General features: G+C 76.2%; 12 protein-coding genes. 7 read left to right on the plus strand and 5 right to left on the minus strand.

What is annotated here, in order from left to right; translation table 11 throughout:
- Positions 1-19: 19 nt before the first annotated feature.
- From NFX44_RS18430 to NFX44_RS18440, 3 genes are all read left to right on the plus strand, one after another.
- Positions 20-970, plus strand: coding sequence for an endonuclease domain-containing protein (locus NFX44_RS18430; RefSeq protein WP_262284787.1), 951 nt, complete (start codon positions 20-22; stop codon positions 968-970).
- Positions 971-1094: 124 nt separating this feature from the next.
- Positions 1095-2516, plus strand: coding sequence for a WGR domain-containing protein (locus NFX44_RS18435; protein ID WP_262284788.1), 1422 nt, complete (start codon positions 1095-1097; stop codon positions 2514-2516).
- Between the two features lie 170 nt (positions 2517-2686).
- Positions 2687-3553 carry an aminoglycoside phosphotransferase family protein gene (locus NFX44_RS18440; protein ID WP_262284789.1) on the plus strand — a complete coding sequence of 289 codons (867 nt, stop codon included), beginning with the start codon at positions 2687-2689 and terminating at the stop codon, positions 3551-3553.
- A gap of 80 nt (positions 3554-3633) precedes the next feature.
- Here NFX44_RS18440 and NFX44_RS18445 read toward each other — a convergent pair whose 3' ends face one another.
- The gene (locus tag NFX44_RS18445) at positions 3634-4353 is read right to left on the minus strand and encodes an NAD(P)H-dependent oxidoreductase (RefSeq protein ID WP_315974605.1); all 720 of its coding nucleotides are present in this window, start codon (positions 4351-4353) and stop codon (positions 3634-3636) included.
- Between NFX44_RS18445 and NFX44_RS18450 the strand changes: the two genes are divergently transcribed.
- Positions 4341-5180 (plus strand): helix-turn-helix domain-containing protein, encoded by an 840-nt coding sequence (locus NFX44_RS18450; protein ID WP_262284791.1) that lies wholly within the window; start codon positions 4341-4343, stop codon positions 5178-5180. The two genes, NFX44_RS18445 and NFX44_RS18450, sit on opposite strands and share 13 nt — an antisense overlap.
- Before the next feature lie 9 nt (positions 5181-5189).
- Here NFX44_RS18450 and NFX44_RS18455 read toward each other — a convergent pair whose 3' ends face one another.
- Positions 5190-6053, minus strand: a complete 864-nt coding sequence (locus NFX44_RS18455) for an Fpg/Nei family DNA glycosylase (RefSeq protein ID WP_262284792.1) — start codon at positions 6051-6053, stop codon at positions 5190-5192.
- Between the two features lie 138 nt (positions 6054-6191).
- Between NFX44_RS18455 and NFX44_RS18460 the strand changes: the two genes are divergently transcribed.
- From NFX44_RS18460 to rocD, 3 genes are all read left to right on the plus strand, one after another.
- Positions 6192-6953 carry a DUF4190 domain-containing protein gene (locus NFX44_RS18460; RefSeq protein WP_262284793.1) on the plus strand — a complete coding sequence of 254 codons (762 nt, stop codon included), beginning with the start codon at positions 6192-6194 and terminating at the stop codon, positions 6951-6953.
- 297 nt (positions 6954-7250) lie between these two features.
- Complete coding sequence (ddaH, locus tag NFX44_RS18465) at positions 7251-8066, plus strand: dimethylargininase (protein ID WP_262284897.1); 816 nt, start codon at positions 7251-7253, stop codon at positions 8064-8066.
- On the plus strand, positions 8066-9280 hold the full coding sequence (rocD, locus tag NFX44_RS18470; RefSeq protein ID WP_262284898.1) for an ornithine--oxo-acid transaminase: 1215 nt from the start codon (positions 8066-8068) through the stop codon (positions 9278-9280). Before ddaH ends, rocD begins: the two co-directional genes overlap by 1 nt.
- A 60-nt stretch (positions 9281-9340) precedes the next feature.
- Here the strand turns inward: rocD and NFX44_RS18475 are convergent, their stop codons facing one another.
- From NFX44_RS18475 to NFX44_RS18485, 3 genes are all read right to left on the minus strand, one after another.
- Positions 9341-10489 (minus strand): FHA domain-containing protein, encoded by a 1149-nt coding sequence (locus NFX44_RS18475; RefSeq protein ID WP_262284794.1) that lies wholly within the window; start codon positions 10487-10489, stop codon positions 9341-9343.
- A 169-nt stretch (positions 10490-10658) separates the two neighbouring features.
- Entirely contained in the window at positions 10659-11714 is a 1056-nt protein-coding gene (locus tag NFX44_RS18480; RefSeq protein ID WP_262284795.1) for an acyl-CoA desaturase, read from the minus strand.
- 121 nt (positions 11715-11835) lie between these two features.
- On the minus strand, positions 11836-15561 hold the full coding sequence (locus NFX44_RS18485) for an SCO7613 C-terminal domain-containing membrane protein (protein ID WP_262284796.1): 3726 nt from the start codon (positions 15559-15561) through the stop codon (positions 11836-11838).
- Positions 15562-15599 lie beyond the last annotated feature (38 nt).

The following is a 15599-nucleotide window of genomic DNA, read 5'->3' on the forward strand; positions in this document are numbered from 1 at the left end:
AGCGCGGTGGGATCGACCGGTGCGGGTGCCGGGGGACGACGCGTCGGGACTGGAGTGGCGGCTGTTCGCCCAGTCGGGGGTCCTCACCTGGGCGCAGGCGGTCGCGGAGCTGACCCCGGCCAAGGTCCGGCACCTGCTGGCCACCGGTCGGTGGCAGCGGGTGTGTCGCGGGGTGCTCCGCACCGCTCCGGACGGCCCGTTCAGCCAGGACCAGCAGTGGTGGGTGGCGGTGCTGGCGGCGGGCGAGGGGGCGGTGCTCGCCGGTCTGGCGGCCGCCCGGGCCGGTGGCCTGCGGGGCAACTGGCGGTACGAGGCGGTGGACGTGCTGGTGCCTCACCAGCGGCGGGCGGCCGACCTGCTGCGACGGCTCCCGCTGGGCCTGCCGGCGGTACGGGTGCGCCGGGTCCGCCGGCTCGCCGCGGCCGACCACCAGCGGGGCCGGCCGGACCGGACGGGCATGGCGCGATCCCTGGTGGACGCGGCGCAGTGGGCGCGTACCGATGACGAGGCACAGGAGATCCTCGCGGCCGGCTGCCAGCAGCGGCGGGCGACGCCGGCGGAGATCGACGCGGTGCTGGAACGGATGCCCCGTGCGCGGCGGCGCCGCCTGATCCGGGAGACGCTGCGCGACGTGGCGGGGGGTGCCGAGGCGCTGTCGGAGATCGACCTGGTGCGGCTCTGCCGCCGCCACGGCCTGCCCGTACCCGACGGGCAGGCGCGCCGGCGGGACGCCGACGGTCGGCAGCGCTATCTGGACGCCTACTGGCCGCGGTGGCGGTTGCACGTGGAGGTGGACGGCGCGCACCACATGGACGCCCGGCACTGGGCGGCGGACCTGCGACGGCAGAACCGCGTCAGGATCGAGGGCGACCGGATCCTCCGTTTCACCGCGTTCGACGTCCGCCACCGCCCGGACCAGGTGGTGGCGCAACTCCGCGCCGCCCTGAACGCGGCCGGCTGGCGCCCCTGACCCTTTGTGGCTGCGTCTGTTGTCGTTCCGGCGACAACAGACGCACCCGAAGTTCTTTGTCGGGGGGCGTGGTTAGCGTGTGGGCGCTGTCGCCGGTTCCGGCCCTTCCCCTCGGAGGCTTTCCATGTCGCAGGAGACGACTTACCTCGAACTGTCCGAAGTGGACGGAGGAGCGCACAAGTTCTACGAGGTCGTGGTCGACGACACCACGATGACCGTGCGCTACGGCCGGATCGGCGACCAGGGCCAGGTGAAGATCAGCAACCATCCGGACAACGCCCGCGCCCGGGCCGCCGCCGCCAAGAAGATCGGCGAGAAGGTCCGCAAGGGCTACGCCCCGGCGGTGCCCGGCGTACGCCAGAAGCGGGCGGTCTCCCGCCGGCAGATCGTCAGCACCCGCTCGACCGCCCGCACCGCCCCGGTCCTCTGGCGCTACGCCTCCGGCGCGCCCGCGTTCGGCATCTTCGTCGACGGGCGGACCTGCATGGTGGGCAACGAGCACGGCGTGATCACCACACTCGACCACGACGCCCGGGTGCTCAGCCAGGTCCGCCTCCCCGACGGGGTGAAGTGCATCGTGGCCGACGACGCGTGGATCTACGCGGGCTGCGACGACGGCAACGTCTACGACCTCTCCGGCAAGGTGCCCCGGGTGGCGTACGCGATCGCCCCCGACATCGACATCTACTGGCTGGACATCCACGACGGCGTGCTGGGCGTCTCCGACCGCGAGGGCGGCATCGCCGCGGTCGACCACGAGGACGAGTTCCTCTGGCGCCGGCCGGGGCGCGGCCGCTCCGCCTGGATGGTGCGGTGCGACCGCGAGGCCCTCTACCACGGCCACTCCCAGGGGGTCACCGGCTACGACTGGCGGACCGGGCGGGAGCTGTGGCACACCCGCACCGGGGCGGTGCTCTTCGGCTGGCAGGAGCGCGACGCCGTGTTCGCCGGCACCGGCACCCGCGAGGTGGTGCGTCTGCGCAAGGACGGGCGCACGGAACGCACCTACCGGTGCGACTCGGCGGTCTTCTCCTGCGCCACCGCCGAGGGCGGCCGGTACGTCTTCGCGGGCGACAGCGCCTCCTCGATCTACTGTTTCGACGAGGCCGGCAACCGGCTGTGGAAGCTCGGCACCGGGTGCGGCTCGGCCTACTCGATGCAGTACCACGACGAGCGGCTGTACGTGGTGACCACCGGTGGCTACCTGGCCTGCATCGACGCGAGCGAGCCGGCGATCCGGGCGGCCGAGGCGGGCAGCGTGCCCGAGGTGGTCGACGTGAAGGCCCCGGCCCGGCTGCCCGAGCCGGCCGCCTGGACCACCGTCGAGGTGACCACCGACGACCGGGCCGGCGTCGTGGTGCAGTGCGTCGATCAGGGCGGCCGGATGCGCATCCAGGTGCTCTCCGACGGCTACCGGCGGGATTGGTCGGTGCAGTTCCCCAAGGGCATCCGCGAGCCGGGCGCGCGCTACCTGGTCACCGAGGTCCGGGAGGCCGGCCGGGGCGGCTTCTACCGGGCGTACGGCGACATCCGGCGGCTGCGCTGAACGGCCGCCGAACAGGTGCACCCGCCGCCGGCCGCGCCGCCGGGTGGCCAGGATGTATTCCTGGTCCGATGCGTCCGGTTATCCGGCCACCTCCGTGGGGTTCGCTGTTCCAGACGGCATCGCGCCGGAAACGGTTGTACGCGACCGCGACCGGAACCCAGGATGGCCGGATGGAAATCCCCGAGGGGCTACGCTGGACCGAACGGTATCCGGCCGGCCGGGAATGGCTCGCCACCCTGCCGGACCGGCTGGCCGGGTGCGTCGCACGCTGGGAGCTGCGGGTCGGCCCGCCCTTCGCGTACGCGTTCGCGTCGCTGGCGCTCCCGGCGGAGCTGCCCGACGGCACGCGGGCGGTGCTGAAGCTCCAGTACCCGGACGACGACAGCGTGCACGAGGCGACCGCGCTGGCGCACTGGGCCGGCCGGGGAGCGATCCGGCTGCTGGCCCACGACGCGGCGCGGCGCGCGCTGCTGGTCGAGCGGTGCGACCCCGGCACCCCGCTGCACGGCCTGACCCCCGACGCGGCGCTGGACGTGGCGATCGGGCTGCTCCCCCGGCTCGGCGTGCCGGCCGGCCCGCCGTTCACCCCGCTCGCCGAGGAGGCGGCCGGCTGGGCCGAGCGGATGCCGGCCAAGTGGGAACGCCTGAACCGGCCGTACGAGCGGCGGCTGCTCGACGCCGCTCTCGGGATGCTCGCCGACCTGGTGCCCAGCCAGGGCGCGCAGGTGCTGGTCAACCAGGACCTGCACGCCGGCAACGTGCTGGCGGCGGGCCGCGAGCCGTGGCTGGTCATCGACCCGAAGCCGCTGGTCGGCGAACGCGAGTTCGCGGTGGTGCCGCTGGTGCGCGGCCCCGAGCTGGGCCACTCGCCGGCGGCGGTGCGGCACCGGCTCGACCGGCTCAGCGCCGAGCTGGGCCTGGACCGGGAACGGGTCCGCGGCTGGGCGGTCGGGCAGACGCTGGCCTGGAGCATCGGCGAGGACGAGGTGTTCCCGCGGCAGGTCGAGACGGTCCGCTGGCTGCTCGACGTGGCGTGAATTCTCGCGGGCCGGTCACGCCACGCCGTTCGGCCCGGCGTGACCGGTCCGGGAACCGGCCACGCCACGGGACGCGGCGGTCAGGCCGGGTACGGGACCGCCGCGCGGGCCGTCCGCAGGGCCCCGGCCCACCAGGCGAGCTGGTCCAGCAGGGTCTTGGCGTAGCCGGCCGCACCGGCGTCGAGCGGCTGGCCGTCCTGCCAGCCGGTGAAGTAGTTCGGGAAGGCCAGCCCGTCCCGGATCGTCACGGCGTGCAGTTCGGTCAGCACGTTCTCCAGGTGCAGGACGGCGTGCCGGCCGCCGGCCGCCCCGCCGTAGCTGACGAAGGCCACCGGCTTGGCCGTCCACTGGGTGAAGTGCCAGTCGATCGCCGCCTTGAGCGCGGCCGGGTAGCTGTGGTTGTACTCGGGCGTGACCAGGATGACGGCGTCCGCGTCCGCCAGCGCGGCGGTCAGCGGCGCCATGGCCGCCGGGCGCGGGTACGCGTCGCCCGCGAACTTCGGTGACTCCGCCGGTAGTGCCAGCGGGATCTCGATCTCGGCGAGGTCGACGACGTCGACGTCGAACCCGCCGTGCTCACGCGCCCGCTCGGCGACCCAGGACGCGACGACCGGCCCGAACCGCCCTCGCGGACGCTTCCGACGACGATGACCAACCTGTGCTTCTCGTTCATGCGGTCCACCGTCCGCCGGCGCGACGGCGGCAGCCAGACCGGCTGGAGGCTGGCCCCCGCAGGGCCACGCTACGCCGGCCGGTGCGGCCGGAATCCGGCCTAGACTTCCCACCCATGGGTACGCCACTGGGCGACTTCGTCCGCGCCAAGCGCGACAGCATCCGACCGGAGTCCTTCGGCCTGCCGGACGGGGGCCGGCGCCGCTCCCCGGGCCTGCGCCGCTCCGAGCTGGCCGTGCGTGCCGGGATCAGCGTGGAGTACCTCACCCGCATCGAGCAGGGCCGGGACCGGAACCCGTCGCACTCCGTGCTGCACGCTCTGGCGGACGGCCTGAGCCTGGACGCCGGCGAGCGTCACCACCTGCGCTACCTCGCCAAGATCACCGGCGGGGCCTGCCCGGGGCACCGGCCGCCGGCGCCGCCCAACCGGGAGGTCCGGCCGACCGTGCTGGAGACGCTCCGGCTGCTCGAACCCGGGGTGGCGTTCGTCACCAACCGGCTGGGCGACGTGCTGGCGCACACGGGCGGATTCGAGCTGGTCGTGGGCGCGACCGGGCTGCTCGACGCCGAGGCGCCGAACCTGACCCGCTACGTCTTCACCGATCCCCGCGCCCGGACCGTGTTCCCCGACTGGGACCAGGTGGCCGACGAGCAGGCCTTCGACCTGTGGCTCGGGCCCTCCGCCGAGAGCTCCGAGTGGTTCTCGGTCCAGCTCGCCCCCGTCGCCGGGCAGGAGTTCACCCGGCGGCTCCACCAGCACCTGCCGCCGCCGGCGGTCCCGCTGCGGCTCGACCACCCGGTCGCGGGCGAGCTGCGCTGGCACCGGGAGAAGCTGGAGCTGCCGAGCACGGACGCCCAGGAGCTGGTCGTCCTCCTGCCCGCCGACGAGACGACGGCGCGGGCGGTCGAGCGGCTCCGGCACCACCGCCATGGCGCCCTCCGCGCCGTCGGCTGATCGGGCCGGTCAGCGGGCCTGGCAGGTGGCGCACCAGTAGAGGTTGCGGCCGGCGAGGGCACCCCGGCTCACCTCGGTGCCGCAGACGTGGCAGGGATCGCCCGGCCGGCGGTAGACGTAGACCTCGCCGCCGTGCCGGTCGACCCGGGGCGCCCGCCCCATGGCCTCCGGCAGGTGCTCGTCGCGCACGGTGTCGATCCGGCCCCGCTCGACGGCGACGGTCATCAGCGCGACCAGGTCGGCCCAGAGTTCCGCCCAGCCGGCCGGGGTGAGGCTCCGCCCGGGCAGCAGCGGCGGCAGCCCGGCCCGGAACAGCGCCTCGACCACGAAGATCAGGCCGGTGCCGGCCACCACCGACTGGTCCAGCAGCAGCGCCGCCAGGGGGGTGGGGCTGCGCCGGATCCGGGCGTACGCCCGCTCGGGGTCGGCGTCGGCGCGCAGCGGGTCGGGGCCGAGCCGGTCGCGCAGCGCGGCCACCTCGGGCGGGGTGAGCAGCTCGCACGCCGTCGGCCCGCGCAGGTCCAGCCAGTGCCCGTCGGCCGACGACTCCAGCTCGGCGCGTCTGCCGCCGCGCCGCGACCTGGAGCCGTCGCTGGTCAGCCGCAGCCGGATCTGCCCGACCGGAGGTGGCGGGCCGCCGGGGCCGTCGGTGACCTTGCCGTAGAGCCCGAGGTGGACGTGCAGGGTCAGCTCGCCGGCGTAGTGGTGCAGCAGGTGCTTGCCGTACGCCTCGGTGCCGTCCAGGACGGTGCCGGTGAGCCGGGCCGCGCCCTCGGCGAAGCGGCCCTGCGGGCTGCTGGCGTGCACCTTGTCGCCGGCGAAGAGCTCGGCGTGCCGGGCCGCCAGGCGGTGGATGGTGTGTCCCTCTGGCACGACGGCAACGGTAGCCCGCCGGGCGGCACACCGCCGACCAGGAGCGGCAGCGACGTCGACGGGTGTCGACGTGTCCGCCACGGGGTACCTCAGGAGGGTCACGCGCGGTCTCCGCGCCGGAGATCAGGAGGTGTCCCAGTGAAGATTCTGTCCCGCCGGAACGGTCCGGCGCGTACCGATGACGTCAACGACGACGGGGTGGTCGACGACCGCGACCGGGTGGACGACCGGCCGGTGGTCACCGACCGGGAAGCGGAGCGGACCACGTACCGCAGCGCCGCCACCGCGACCGACGGCGAGCGCGCCCGCGACGCCGCCCCGCCCGTGGAGGGCGAGCCCGCCACCGCGAGCGAGGGCGAGCCCACCACGGACTCGCGGCGGCGCGCGGCGGAGCGGGCCGCTGCGGCCCGCGCGGCGACCGGCCGCCGGCCGGACGTGGGCGCCCGGCCCGTGGGGCCGACGGCCGACCCGGAACCGGCCGCGGAGCGCACCGTCGACCTCGACCGCGACGGCCGGCCGGACCGGCCGGTCGACCGGGACCCGGCCGTGGAGCGGGTCGAGCCGGTCACGACGAAGCGCCCCCGGGCCAGCCTGCTCGCCACCCTGGGGCTGATCGTCTCGGTGGTCGGCGCGCTGTTCGTGCTCTCCGGCACCCTCGCCGGCTACGGCATCGGCCTCGGCGCGGTCGGCGCGGTGCTCGCCGTGCTCGGCCTGATCGCCACCCGCCGCCGGCACGTGGCCGGCAAGACCGACGCGCTGATCGGCATCGTCGTCGGCCTCGCCGCCGTGGTGCTGGGCGTCGTGGCGATGACCGGCCAGTTCGACTGGCCGACCACCGACGGCGACTGGGTCGGCCGGTTCCGGGAGTGGCTCGACTCACAGTTTGCGGATCTCTTCTGACGGGCAGTTTTCCGGTCGCCGGCGCAGAGCCGGCACGCCCGATCAGCTCTGGTGGTTCACCAGCCGGGCAACCTCTTTCGGGGGCGGCGGTTCGCCGCCCCCGAAGTATGTCCGGGGTCCGGAGCCCGCGGACGCAACGATCGATCGTGCAGTGTCGGGTAGACGCAATGATCCGTCGCCCAACGCAACTTCCGGCGGTGGATGTCGTCTACCCGGGCCGCATACCGTTGGACCACGGCGCCAGCCCGTGGGCCACGGTGGCCGGGCGCGCCCGAACCCTGGGAGCACGACATGACGATGGACGCGACCCGCCAGCGCTTTCTGATGTGCCGGCCGACGTACTTCGCCGTCGACTACGCGATCAACCCGTGGATGGACCCCACCGCCCCGGTCGACGCCGACCTGGCGATCCGGCAGTGGGAGCAGCTCCGCCGCACCTACCTCGACCTGGGCCACGAGGTCGAGCTGATCGATCCGGTCAGCGGCCTGCCGGACATGGTCTTCGCGGCCAACGGCGGCACGGTGATCGACGGCAAGGCCATGGCCGTGCAGTTCCGCGACCCGCAGCGCGCCGACGAGGCGCCCGCCTACCGGGCCTGGTTCGAGGCCGCCGGCTTCGAGATGTACGACCCGAAGCACGTCAACGAGGGTGAGGGCGACGTCCTGCTGGTCGGCGACCACCTGCTCGCCGGCACCGGGTTCCGCACCGCGCACGCCTCGCACGCGCAGCTCCAGGAGGTCTTCGGCTACCCGGTGATCACCATGCAGCTGGTGGACGCGCGCTTCTACCACCTGGACACCGCGCTCACCGTGCTCGACGAGCGGACCGTGGCGTACCTGCCGGAGGCGTTCTCCCCGGGCAGCCGCGCGGTGCTGCGCCGGCTCTTCCCCGACGCGATCCACGCCACCATGGCCGACGCCGAGGTGCTGGGGCTGAACGCGGTCAGCGACGGCCGGCACGTGGTGCTGCCGGCGCAGGCCACCGACCTGGCCGCGAAGCTGCGCGACCGGGGCTACGAGACCATCGGTATCGACCTGTCCGAGCTGCGTAAGGCCGGCGGCGGACCGAAGTGCTGCACGTTGCGACTCCGTCAGGGAAAGGCACTCAAGTGATCATCGACGACATGCTGCGGACGCCCGCCGCGGTACGGGACGCGGAGCGTCACACGGCGCACAACTACCACCCGCTGCCCGTGGTGATCTCGTCGGCCGAGGGCGCCTGGCTGACCGACGTGGACGGCCGGCGCTACCTGGACTGCCTGGCCGGCTACTCGGCGCTGAACTTCGGCCACCGCCACCCGAAGCTGATCGAGGCCGCGCACGCGCAGCTCGACCGGCTCACCCTGACCAGCCGCGCGTTCATCCACGACCAGTTTGCCGACTTCTGCCGTGAGCTGGCGGCGCTCTGCGGCAAGGACCTGGTGCTGCCGATGAACACCGGCGCCGAGGCGGTGGAGACCGGCATCAAGGTCGCCCGCAAGTGGGGCTACCAGGTCAAGGGTGTTACCCCGGGCCAGGCCAACATCGTGGTCGCCGAGGGGAACTTCCACGGCCGGACCACCACCATCGTCAGCTTCTCCACCGACGAGGACGCCCGCGCCGACTTCGGGCCGTACACGCCGGGCTTCACCGTGGTCCCCTACGGCGATCTGGCCGCGCTGACCGCCGCGATCGACGAGAACACGGTGGCCGTGCTGCTCGAGCCGATCCAGGGCGAGCAGGGCGTCGTGGTGCCGCCGGAGGGCTACCTGCCGGGCGTCCGTGAGCTCTGCACCGAGCGGAACGTCCTCTTCATCGCCGACGAGATCCAGTCCGGCCTGGGCCGCACCGGCGCCACGTTCGCCTGCGAGCACGAGGGTGTCGTCCCGGACATGTACCTGCTGGGCAAGGCGCTCGGCGGCGGCATCGTGCCGGTCTCGGCGGTCGCCGCGAACGCCGACGTGCTCGGGGTGCTCAAGCCGGGCCAGCACGGCTCGACCTTCGGCGGCAACCCGCTGGCCTGCGCGGTCGCCACCGAGGTGGTCCGGCTGCTGGCCACCGGCGAGTTCCAGCGCCGCTCGGCCGAGCTGGGCGAGCGGCTGCACGCCGGCCTGCGCGGCCTGATCGGCAAGGGCCTGGTCGCGGTCCGGGGCCGGGGCCTCTGGGCCGGGCTGGACATCGACCCGGCGCTGATGACCGGCCGGGAGGCCTGCGAACGGCTCATGGAGCGGGGCGTCCTGGCCAAGGACACCCACGGCTCGACCATCCGGCTCGCCCCGCCGCTGGTCATCACCGAGGAGGAGATCGACCACGCGGTGGCGCAGCTCGCCGCCGTGCTGGCCGGCTGATCCGCGTACGCGAGAAAGGGCGCCGGGACCACGACGGTCCCGGCGCCCTTCCGCGTCGCGTCAGGGGCGCGGCAGCCGCATCGCCATGGTGGGCGCCTCGGCCATCACCGAGGTCGGGCTGAACTTCGCGTCGCTGGTCACCTCGTCGGCGCGGCCGATCTGCACGCCCGGGTAGAGCTCGACGAGGTCGCCCTCGCCGAGCACCCGGGACTGCTGCGGGGCCAGCGCGACGCGGTCCGGCTCGGCCATCGAGCCGCCCGGCCGCACACCGGAGCCGTTGGTGCTGGTGTCGGTGACCACCACCTCGCCCACCCGGAGTTCGAGACGGATGTGGTTGCGGCTGATCCAGCGCCGCGCCTCGTCGTTGAGCCACTGGCCGAGCACGATCCCGCCGGTGGCCTCGGGCGCCCGCCCGACCGCGACCGGCTGGTTCTCGGTGAGCGCGAACCGCTGCCGGACCAGCCCGCCGATCCGCACGGCCAGCACGGCGGTACGCGGCCGCGGCCCGGCGTCACCGAGCCGGGTGCCGTGCCGGGGGCAGGTCGGCACGCCGTTGCGCAGCGTGGGTGGCGGCTGCCCGGCCGGCGCCCGGTCCACCCGGGCCAGATCCGCGAAGGCCCCTCCGCCACCGCCGCCGCCGAACAGCGCGCAGCCCGGCTCGGGGCAGCGCCACTGGCGGGCGAGCAGCTTCGCGCCGACCGGCGAGCGGCTGCCGGTGGCCGGGGTCTGCCCGCCGCCGACGTGCGCGATGAAGACGGGGCCGCCGGCGCCCGGCACCGGGGCGAGCACCCGGCCGGCCTGGCCGAGCCACGGCCACCGGCCGCCCAGCCCGTCGAACCGGACCCGGGTGAGCACCGGCAGGCCGAGCAGGTCGGCCACCTCCAGCATCCGGTCACCGGGGTGGTCGAGCACCTCGACCAGGCCGTCGTCGGCCCACCGCCGGACGACCATCCGCTCGTTGGAGGTCAGGTCCGCGTCGGAGAGCAGGGCCCGGTGCACGATCGCGTAGACCGGGACGCTGTCCTCCTCCATCTGCCGGGACAGCGCGTCGATCACCATGCCGAGCCGAAGCAGGCTGGCCGGCCGCCCGCCGTCCAGGTCCTGCCAGCGGATCACCTCGGCGAGGTCGACCACCGCCCGGGCCAGCGAGGGATCGGTGCAGACCCGACCCTCGATGGCGTCCAGCACCTTGCTGATCTCGAATCTCATGCCGCGCTCCGGACGGTGTCGTCGGTCCGCCGGGCCGGGGCCGGCCGCCCCGCCTCGGCTCGCACCGCCGCCGCGGTGAGCAGGTCTGCCATGCGACGACCCTACCGGCAGCCCCGACCGGCGCCCCGCGACGCACGCCGGAAATCGAGCCTTGTCGCTCACCGGCGGCTCAGCCCTGCCGCAGTGGCCGGCCCACCTCGTGCATGTGCGCGAGCGCCTGCCGGTACGACTCGACCAGCCCGGTCTCCGCGTACGGGATCCCCTGCTCGGCGCAGTAGGCGCGGACGATCGGCCGGGCCCGCCGCAGGTTGGCCCGGGGCATGTTCGGGAAGAGGTGGTGCTCGATCTGGTAGTTGAGCGCCCCCAGCGCCACGTCGACGAACCGCCCGCCGCGCACGTTGCGCGAGGTGAGCACCTGCTTGCGCAGGTAGTCGAGCTCGTCCTCGGCGGTGGGCATCGGCATGCCCTTGTGGTTCGGCGCGAACGCGCAGCCCATGTACAGCCCCCACAGCCCCTGGTGGACGGCCGCGAAGAGCAGTGCCTTGCCGGGCGACATCACGGCGAACAGCAGGCCGAGGTAGCCGACGGTGTGCGCGAGGAGCAGCACGCCTTCCACCGCGCGGTGGCGGACCGGGGTGCGCCACCGGCCGTCCGGCTCCCGGCCGACCAGCGCCCGCACGCTGGCCACGTGCAGCGCCAGCCCCTCCAGGAGCAGCAACGGGAAGAACAGCCACGCCTGCCGCCGGGCCATCCAGCGGCTCAGGCCGCGGGTCGCCGCCGCCTGCTCGTACGTCCAGACCAGCGCGCCCGCCCCGACGTCGGGGTCCTCGTCGGCGTGGTTCGGGTTGGCGTGGTGCCGGTTGTGCTTGTCCACCCACCAGCCGTAGCTCAGCCCGACCGCGAGGTTCCCGGTGACCAGGCCGGCGGCCTCGCTCGGCCCGCGCCGGCGGAACATCTGCCGGTGGCCGGCATCGTGCCCGAGGAACGCCACCTGGGTGGTGGCCACCGCCATGAGCGCCGCCAGCGGCACCTGCCACCAGGAGTCGCCGACCGCGACCACCACGGCCCAGCCGGCCAGGAAGGCGCCCAGGGTGAGCGCGATCCGGGCCGCGTACCGGCCGGGTCGCCGGTCGAACAGGCCGGCGGCGGCGACCCGGCGGGACAGCCGCGCGTAGTCGCTGCCCCGCCGGGTCTCCGCCGGTGCCGTCAACGTCGATGAGGTCATCCGCTCCCCCGCTCCTCGGTTCGCGCGCCACGCCGGCGCCACGACTCTGCGTAATCGATTCTGCGGGAATTGACTGCGGTGGGTAATCCTGGCAACCCCCCAGCCCGGGGTGGTGCTAGCCCTACCTCATGCCGCCGACCGCGGCCCGGAGCCGGGCCAGGTCCCGCCGGCGCCGCTCGTAGGTCGCGGCGAGCGCGATCAGCGCCAGGCCACCCAGGCCGAGGAAGATCCAGCGGGGCAGCAGGTCCCAGCCGCGGGCCAGCTCGTGCAGGGCCAGCGGGACCAGGGTCGCCGTGCCGAGGAGGACCGGCGCCTGCCAGCGCCGGACCGCCCCGCCGAGCACCGCGCCCAGCGCCACCAGGCCGAGGGCCAGCCGGCGGGCCGGCTGCGGATCCGGCGCGGCCAGCACCGACACCAGGCTGGGCAGCAGCGCCGCGCCGAGACCCGGGCCGAGCGCCAGCCAGCTGTTCAGCCCCGGCCGGGTCCGCAGTGCCAGCAGACCCGCGCCGAGGGCGAGCGCCGCCGCCGGCAGGGTGTACGCCTCCCGCACCGCCACCCCGCCGGCGGCCAGCAGCAGCCAGCCGCCGAGCAGTTCGCTGCCCCCGGCGACCGCCGCGAGGCTCCACCGCCGGGCCGGCGTCTCGCCCTGGCGCAGCACCCGGACGGCCACCACCACGCCCCACAGCACGCAGACGGCCGCCGCGTGCCGCAGCGCGCCGCCGGTGAGCAGCAGCGCCAGCAGCGCCACCGCCTGCGCCGCCGCCTCCAGCGCCACGGCACCGACCGCCACGCCCGCGCGGGCCGGAGCGGCCGCCCGCGCCGCCTCCGCCGGCCCGGACGCCGTCGCCCCACCCGCCGGCTCTGCCGGTCCGGGCGAGCCGGCGATCCGGGCGCGCAACGCCGGCGCCGCGTGCAGGGTCACCGCCGCGACGGCCAGCACCGCGAACCCGGCGGTACGCAGCGGCAGCCCGCCGGCCAGCGCCGCGGTGACCGCGAAGCCGGTGGCCGTGGCCACGGCGCTCAGCCAGCCGGCGAGCCGTGCCTCGGCCGGCCGCCCGGCCGCACCCACCACGGCCGCCGCGACGACCAGCACCCCCAGCCCGGCGAGCGTCCCCGCCCGGGTGGCGACGAGCCCATCCAGCCCGGGAGCGGTGAGGGCGAACCCCAGCGGGAGCAGGACCAGCGGCGCGGCCGGGCGCGGGCCGGCGAGCGCGGCCAGCAGCAACGCGGCCACCCCGGTCCCGAACACCAGCGCGGGCACCACGGGCCAGGGCGCGCCGGCCGCCGCCAGCAGCACCGGCAGCGCCACCGCGCCGAACGGCAGGCCGGCCAGCGCCGGCAGCCACCGGCCGCCGCTCCCGCGAATCCAGGCCGGCGCGTCCGGCGAGACGCGGTCACCCGGCGCGGGCGCCATCCGGGCGTACGCCGCCGCGGCGGCACCGAGCAGCAGCAGAACCAGCCCGGCGCGCCCCGCACCCGGCGCCGGCTCGACGGCGGGCACCCCGGACCAGGGCCGGACCGGCAGGTCCAGCAGCACCGCCAGGGCGGTCGGGGCGGCGGCGAGCAGCGCCAGGCCGGCCAGCACGGCGCCGACCGCGCGCGGGGCGGGACCGGGCCGGACGCCGCCCCCGGAGGCCAGCGCCAGCAGCGCACCGGCGGTCGCGTAGAGCGCCACGGGCTCCCCCGCCACCACGGCCAGCGGCCCGAGGCCGACCGCCGCGAGCGCCACGGCGAGGCCGGCCGAGGCGTACCCGTGCAGGTCGGGCCAGTGGCGACGGACGGCGAGGACGGCGACCACCGGCACCGCGACGGCGGCGGTCGCGCCCCGGAGCTGCCACCAGGGCGGCGCGCCGAGGCCGAAGAGCGCGACGGCCACCCCGGCCGGTACGGCGAGCAGCGCCACGGCCAGCGCCACCCCGGCGACGACCGGCTGCGCGCCCCGGCCCCGGCGGCGCCGCGCCGCCACGACCGGGCCGAGCACCGCCAGGACGGCGAGCACGGCGGCCGCGCCGCCCGGCGCCGCGCACCCGACCAGCAGGGCGTGCCCGAGCAGGACGGCCGCGGTGAACGCGGTGACCACCACGGCGGGGTACCGGCGGCGCGGCCGGGCCACGACCGCCAGCAGCAGCGCGGTGGCCGCCGCCAGGTCCGCGACCAGCACCAGCGGCCACGGGGTGGCCGCCACGGCCGGCGCGGCCAGCACGGCCAGCGCGCCACCGACCACCCCGACCAGCGGCCGGGCCGCCCGGGGTGTCAGCAGGGCGACCGCGCCGGCCGTGCAGAGCACGGCGACCGGGAGCTGCCACCCCCAGGACGGGACCGCGGCGGCCCGCCCACCCTGCCAGGCGGGGAAGGAGGCGGCCGCGGTGGCCGTGGCGAACAGTCCGGTGAGGACGGTGGCGACCTGGCCGAGACCGGCGGCCACCAGGAGGGCGCCCAGTCGCGGGCCGGTCCGCGGCCCGGCCGGCAGGGCCCGGACCGCGCCGGCCAGCGCGACCACCACCAGACCCGCCGCCAGCAGCAGCAACCCGGGCCGCAGCGCGGCGACCGGCCGGATCAGCGCGGCGGCCAGCACGGGCACCAGCAGCCCGGCGGTGACCAACCGGTAGGTCCGGCCACCCGCCGTCCGGGCTCCGGCGGCCAGGGCGAGCGCCACCACCAGCAGCGGACCGCCGGCCAGCAGCGGCGTCCCGGCCGCCCGCCCGAGGGCCAGCGGCACCAGCGCGCAGCCCGCCGCCACGGCCAGCGCGACGCCGTGCCCGGCCCACGCGAGCACCCACCCGGCCAGCAGCGCGGACGGCACACCGGACCGGTCCGGCAGGGGCGGCGGCGCGGCGGCCGGCCCCCCGCCGGCCGCCGCTCCCCCGGTCCCCGCCCCCGGCTCGGGCTGGGCCGGCCCCCCGCCGGCCAACCCGACCCCGCCCACCAGACCGGCACCGGGACCCGACGGGCCGGCCAACCCGACCCCGACCACCGGACCGGCCACCGGACCGGCACCGGGACCCGACGGGCCGGCCAACCCGACCCGGCCGCGCAGGGCGACCACCACCACGAGGTCGCCCAGCGCCAGCGCGGTCAGGACCAGTGCCCAGCCGGCGGCGGACGGTTCGGCGGCCGCCGCAGCCAGGGGCAGCACCGGCTGGGCGGTCAGCAGCGCCGCGAACCAGGGCACGGTCAACCGGCTCAGGCGCGCGTACCCGGCCGCCACCGCCGCGCCGATCCCCCCGACCAGCGCGGCGTACCGGCTCCCCGGCCAGCCGGCCACTCCGAGCAGGTCCACCGACCAGGCGGCGTACCCGTCGAGGAGCACCAGGAGCAGGCCCACCGCCGCGAAGGTCTCGGCGGTGCCGCGCAGCCCGCGCGCCCGGGCCACCAGCGGCGCGGCGAGGGCCAGGGCGGTGAAGGCGAGCAGGATCAGCGCTCGACCGGCCACCCCGAACGCGGCCCAGGCGACCGCGGTGAAGACCACTGCCGCGGTGCCGAGCAGCAGTCCACCGAGGACGAAGAGCAGGCTCTGCACGGCCCGGGTGGAGGTCTCCGCCCCGCCGGGGCGGGCCGGGACGGCGGCCGGCTGCGGGCGCACCGGGACCGGGCGCGGCGCCGGGATCTCCAGGCGGATCCGGGCGGCCAGGTCGGCACGCCGCTGCCGGGCCGTGGACAGCCGGCCGGACAGCTCCTGGTACGCGACCCGGGCCGCCTCGACGCGCGGCGCCAGCTCGGCGATCTCGTGGTCCAGCCGGACCACCTCGGCGGCGGGCGCGTACGGCGGACGGCCGCAACCGGGACAGCCGGAGGCGAGGTCGGCGGGGGTGCCGCAGCCGGGGCAGGGGTAGCCGGTGTTCTCCACCCCGCCAGCATCCTGAGCGGCGGGGCGGGGAGACAGAG

The sequence above is a fragment of the Micromonospora sp. MA102 genome (assembly GCF_025460765.1).
GTDB classification, from domain to species: Bacteria; Actinomycetota; Actinomycetes; order Mycobacteriales; family Micromonosporaceae; genus Micromonospora; species Micromonospora halotolerans.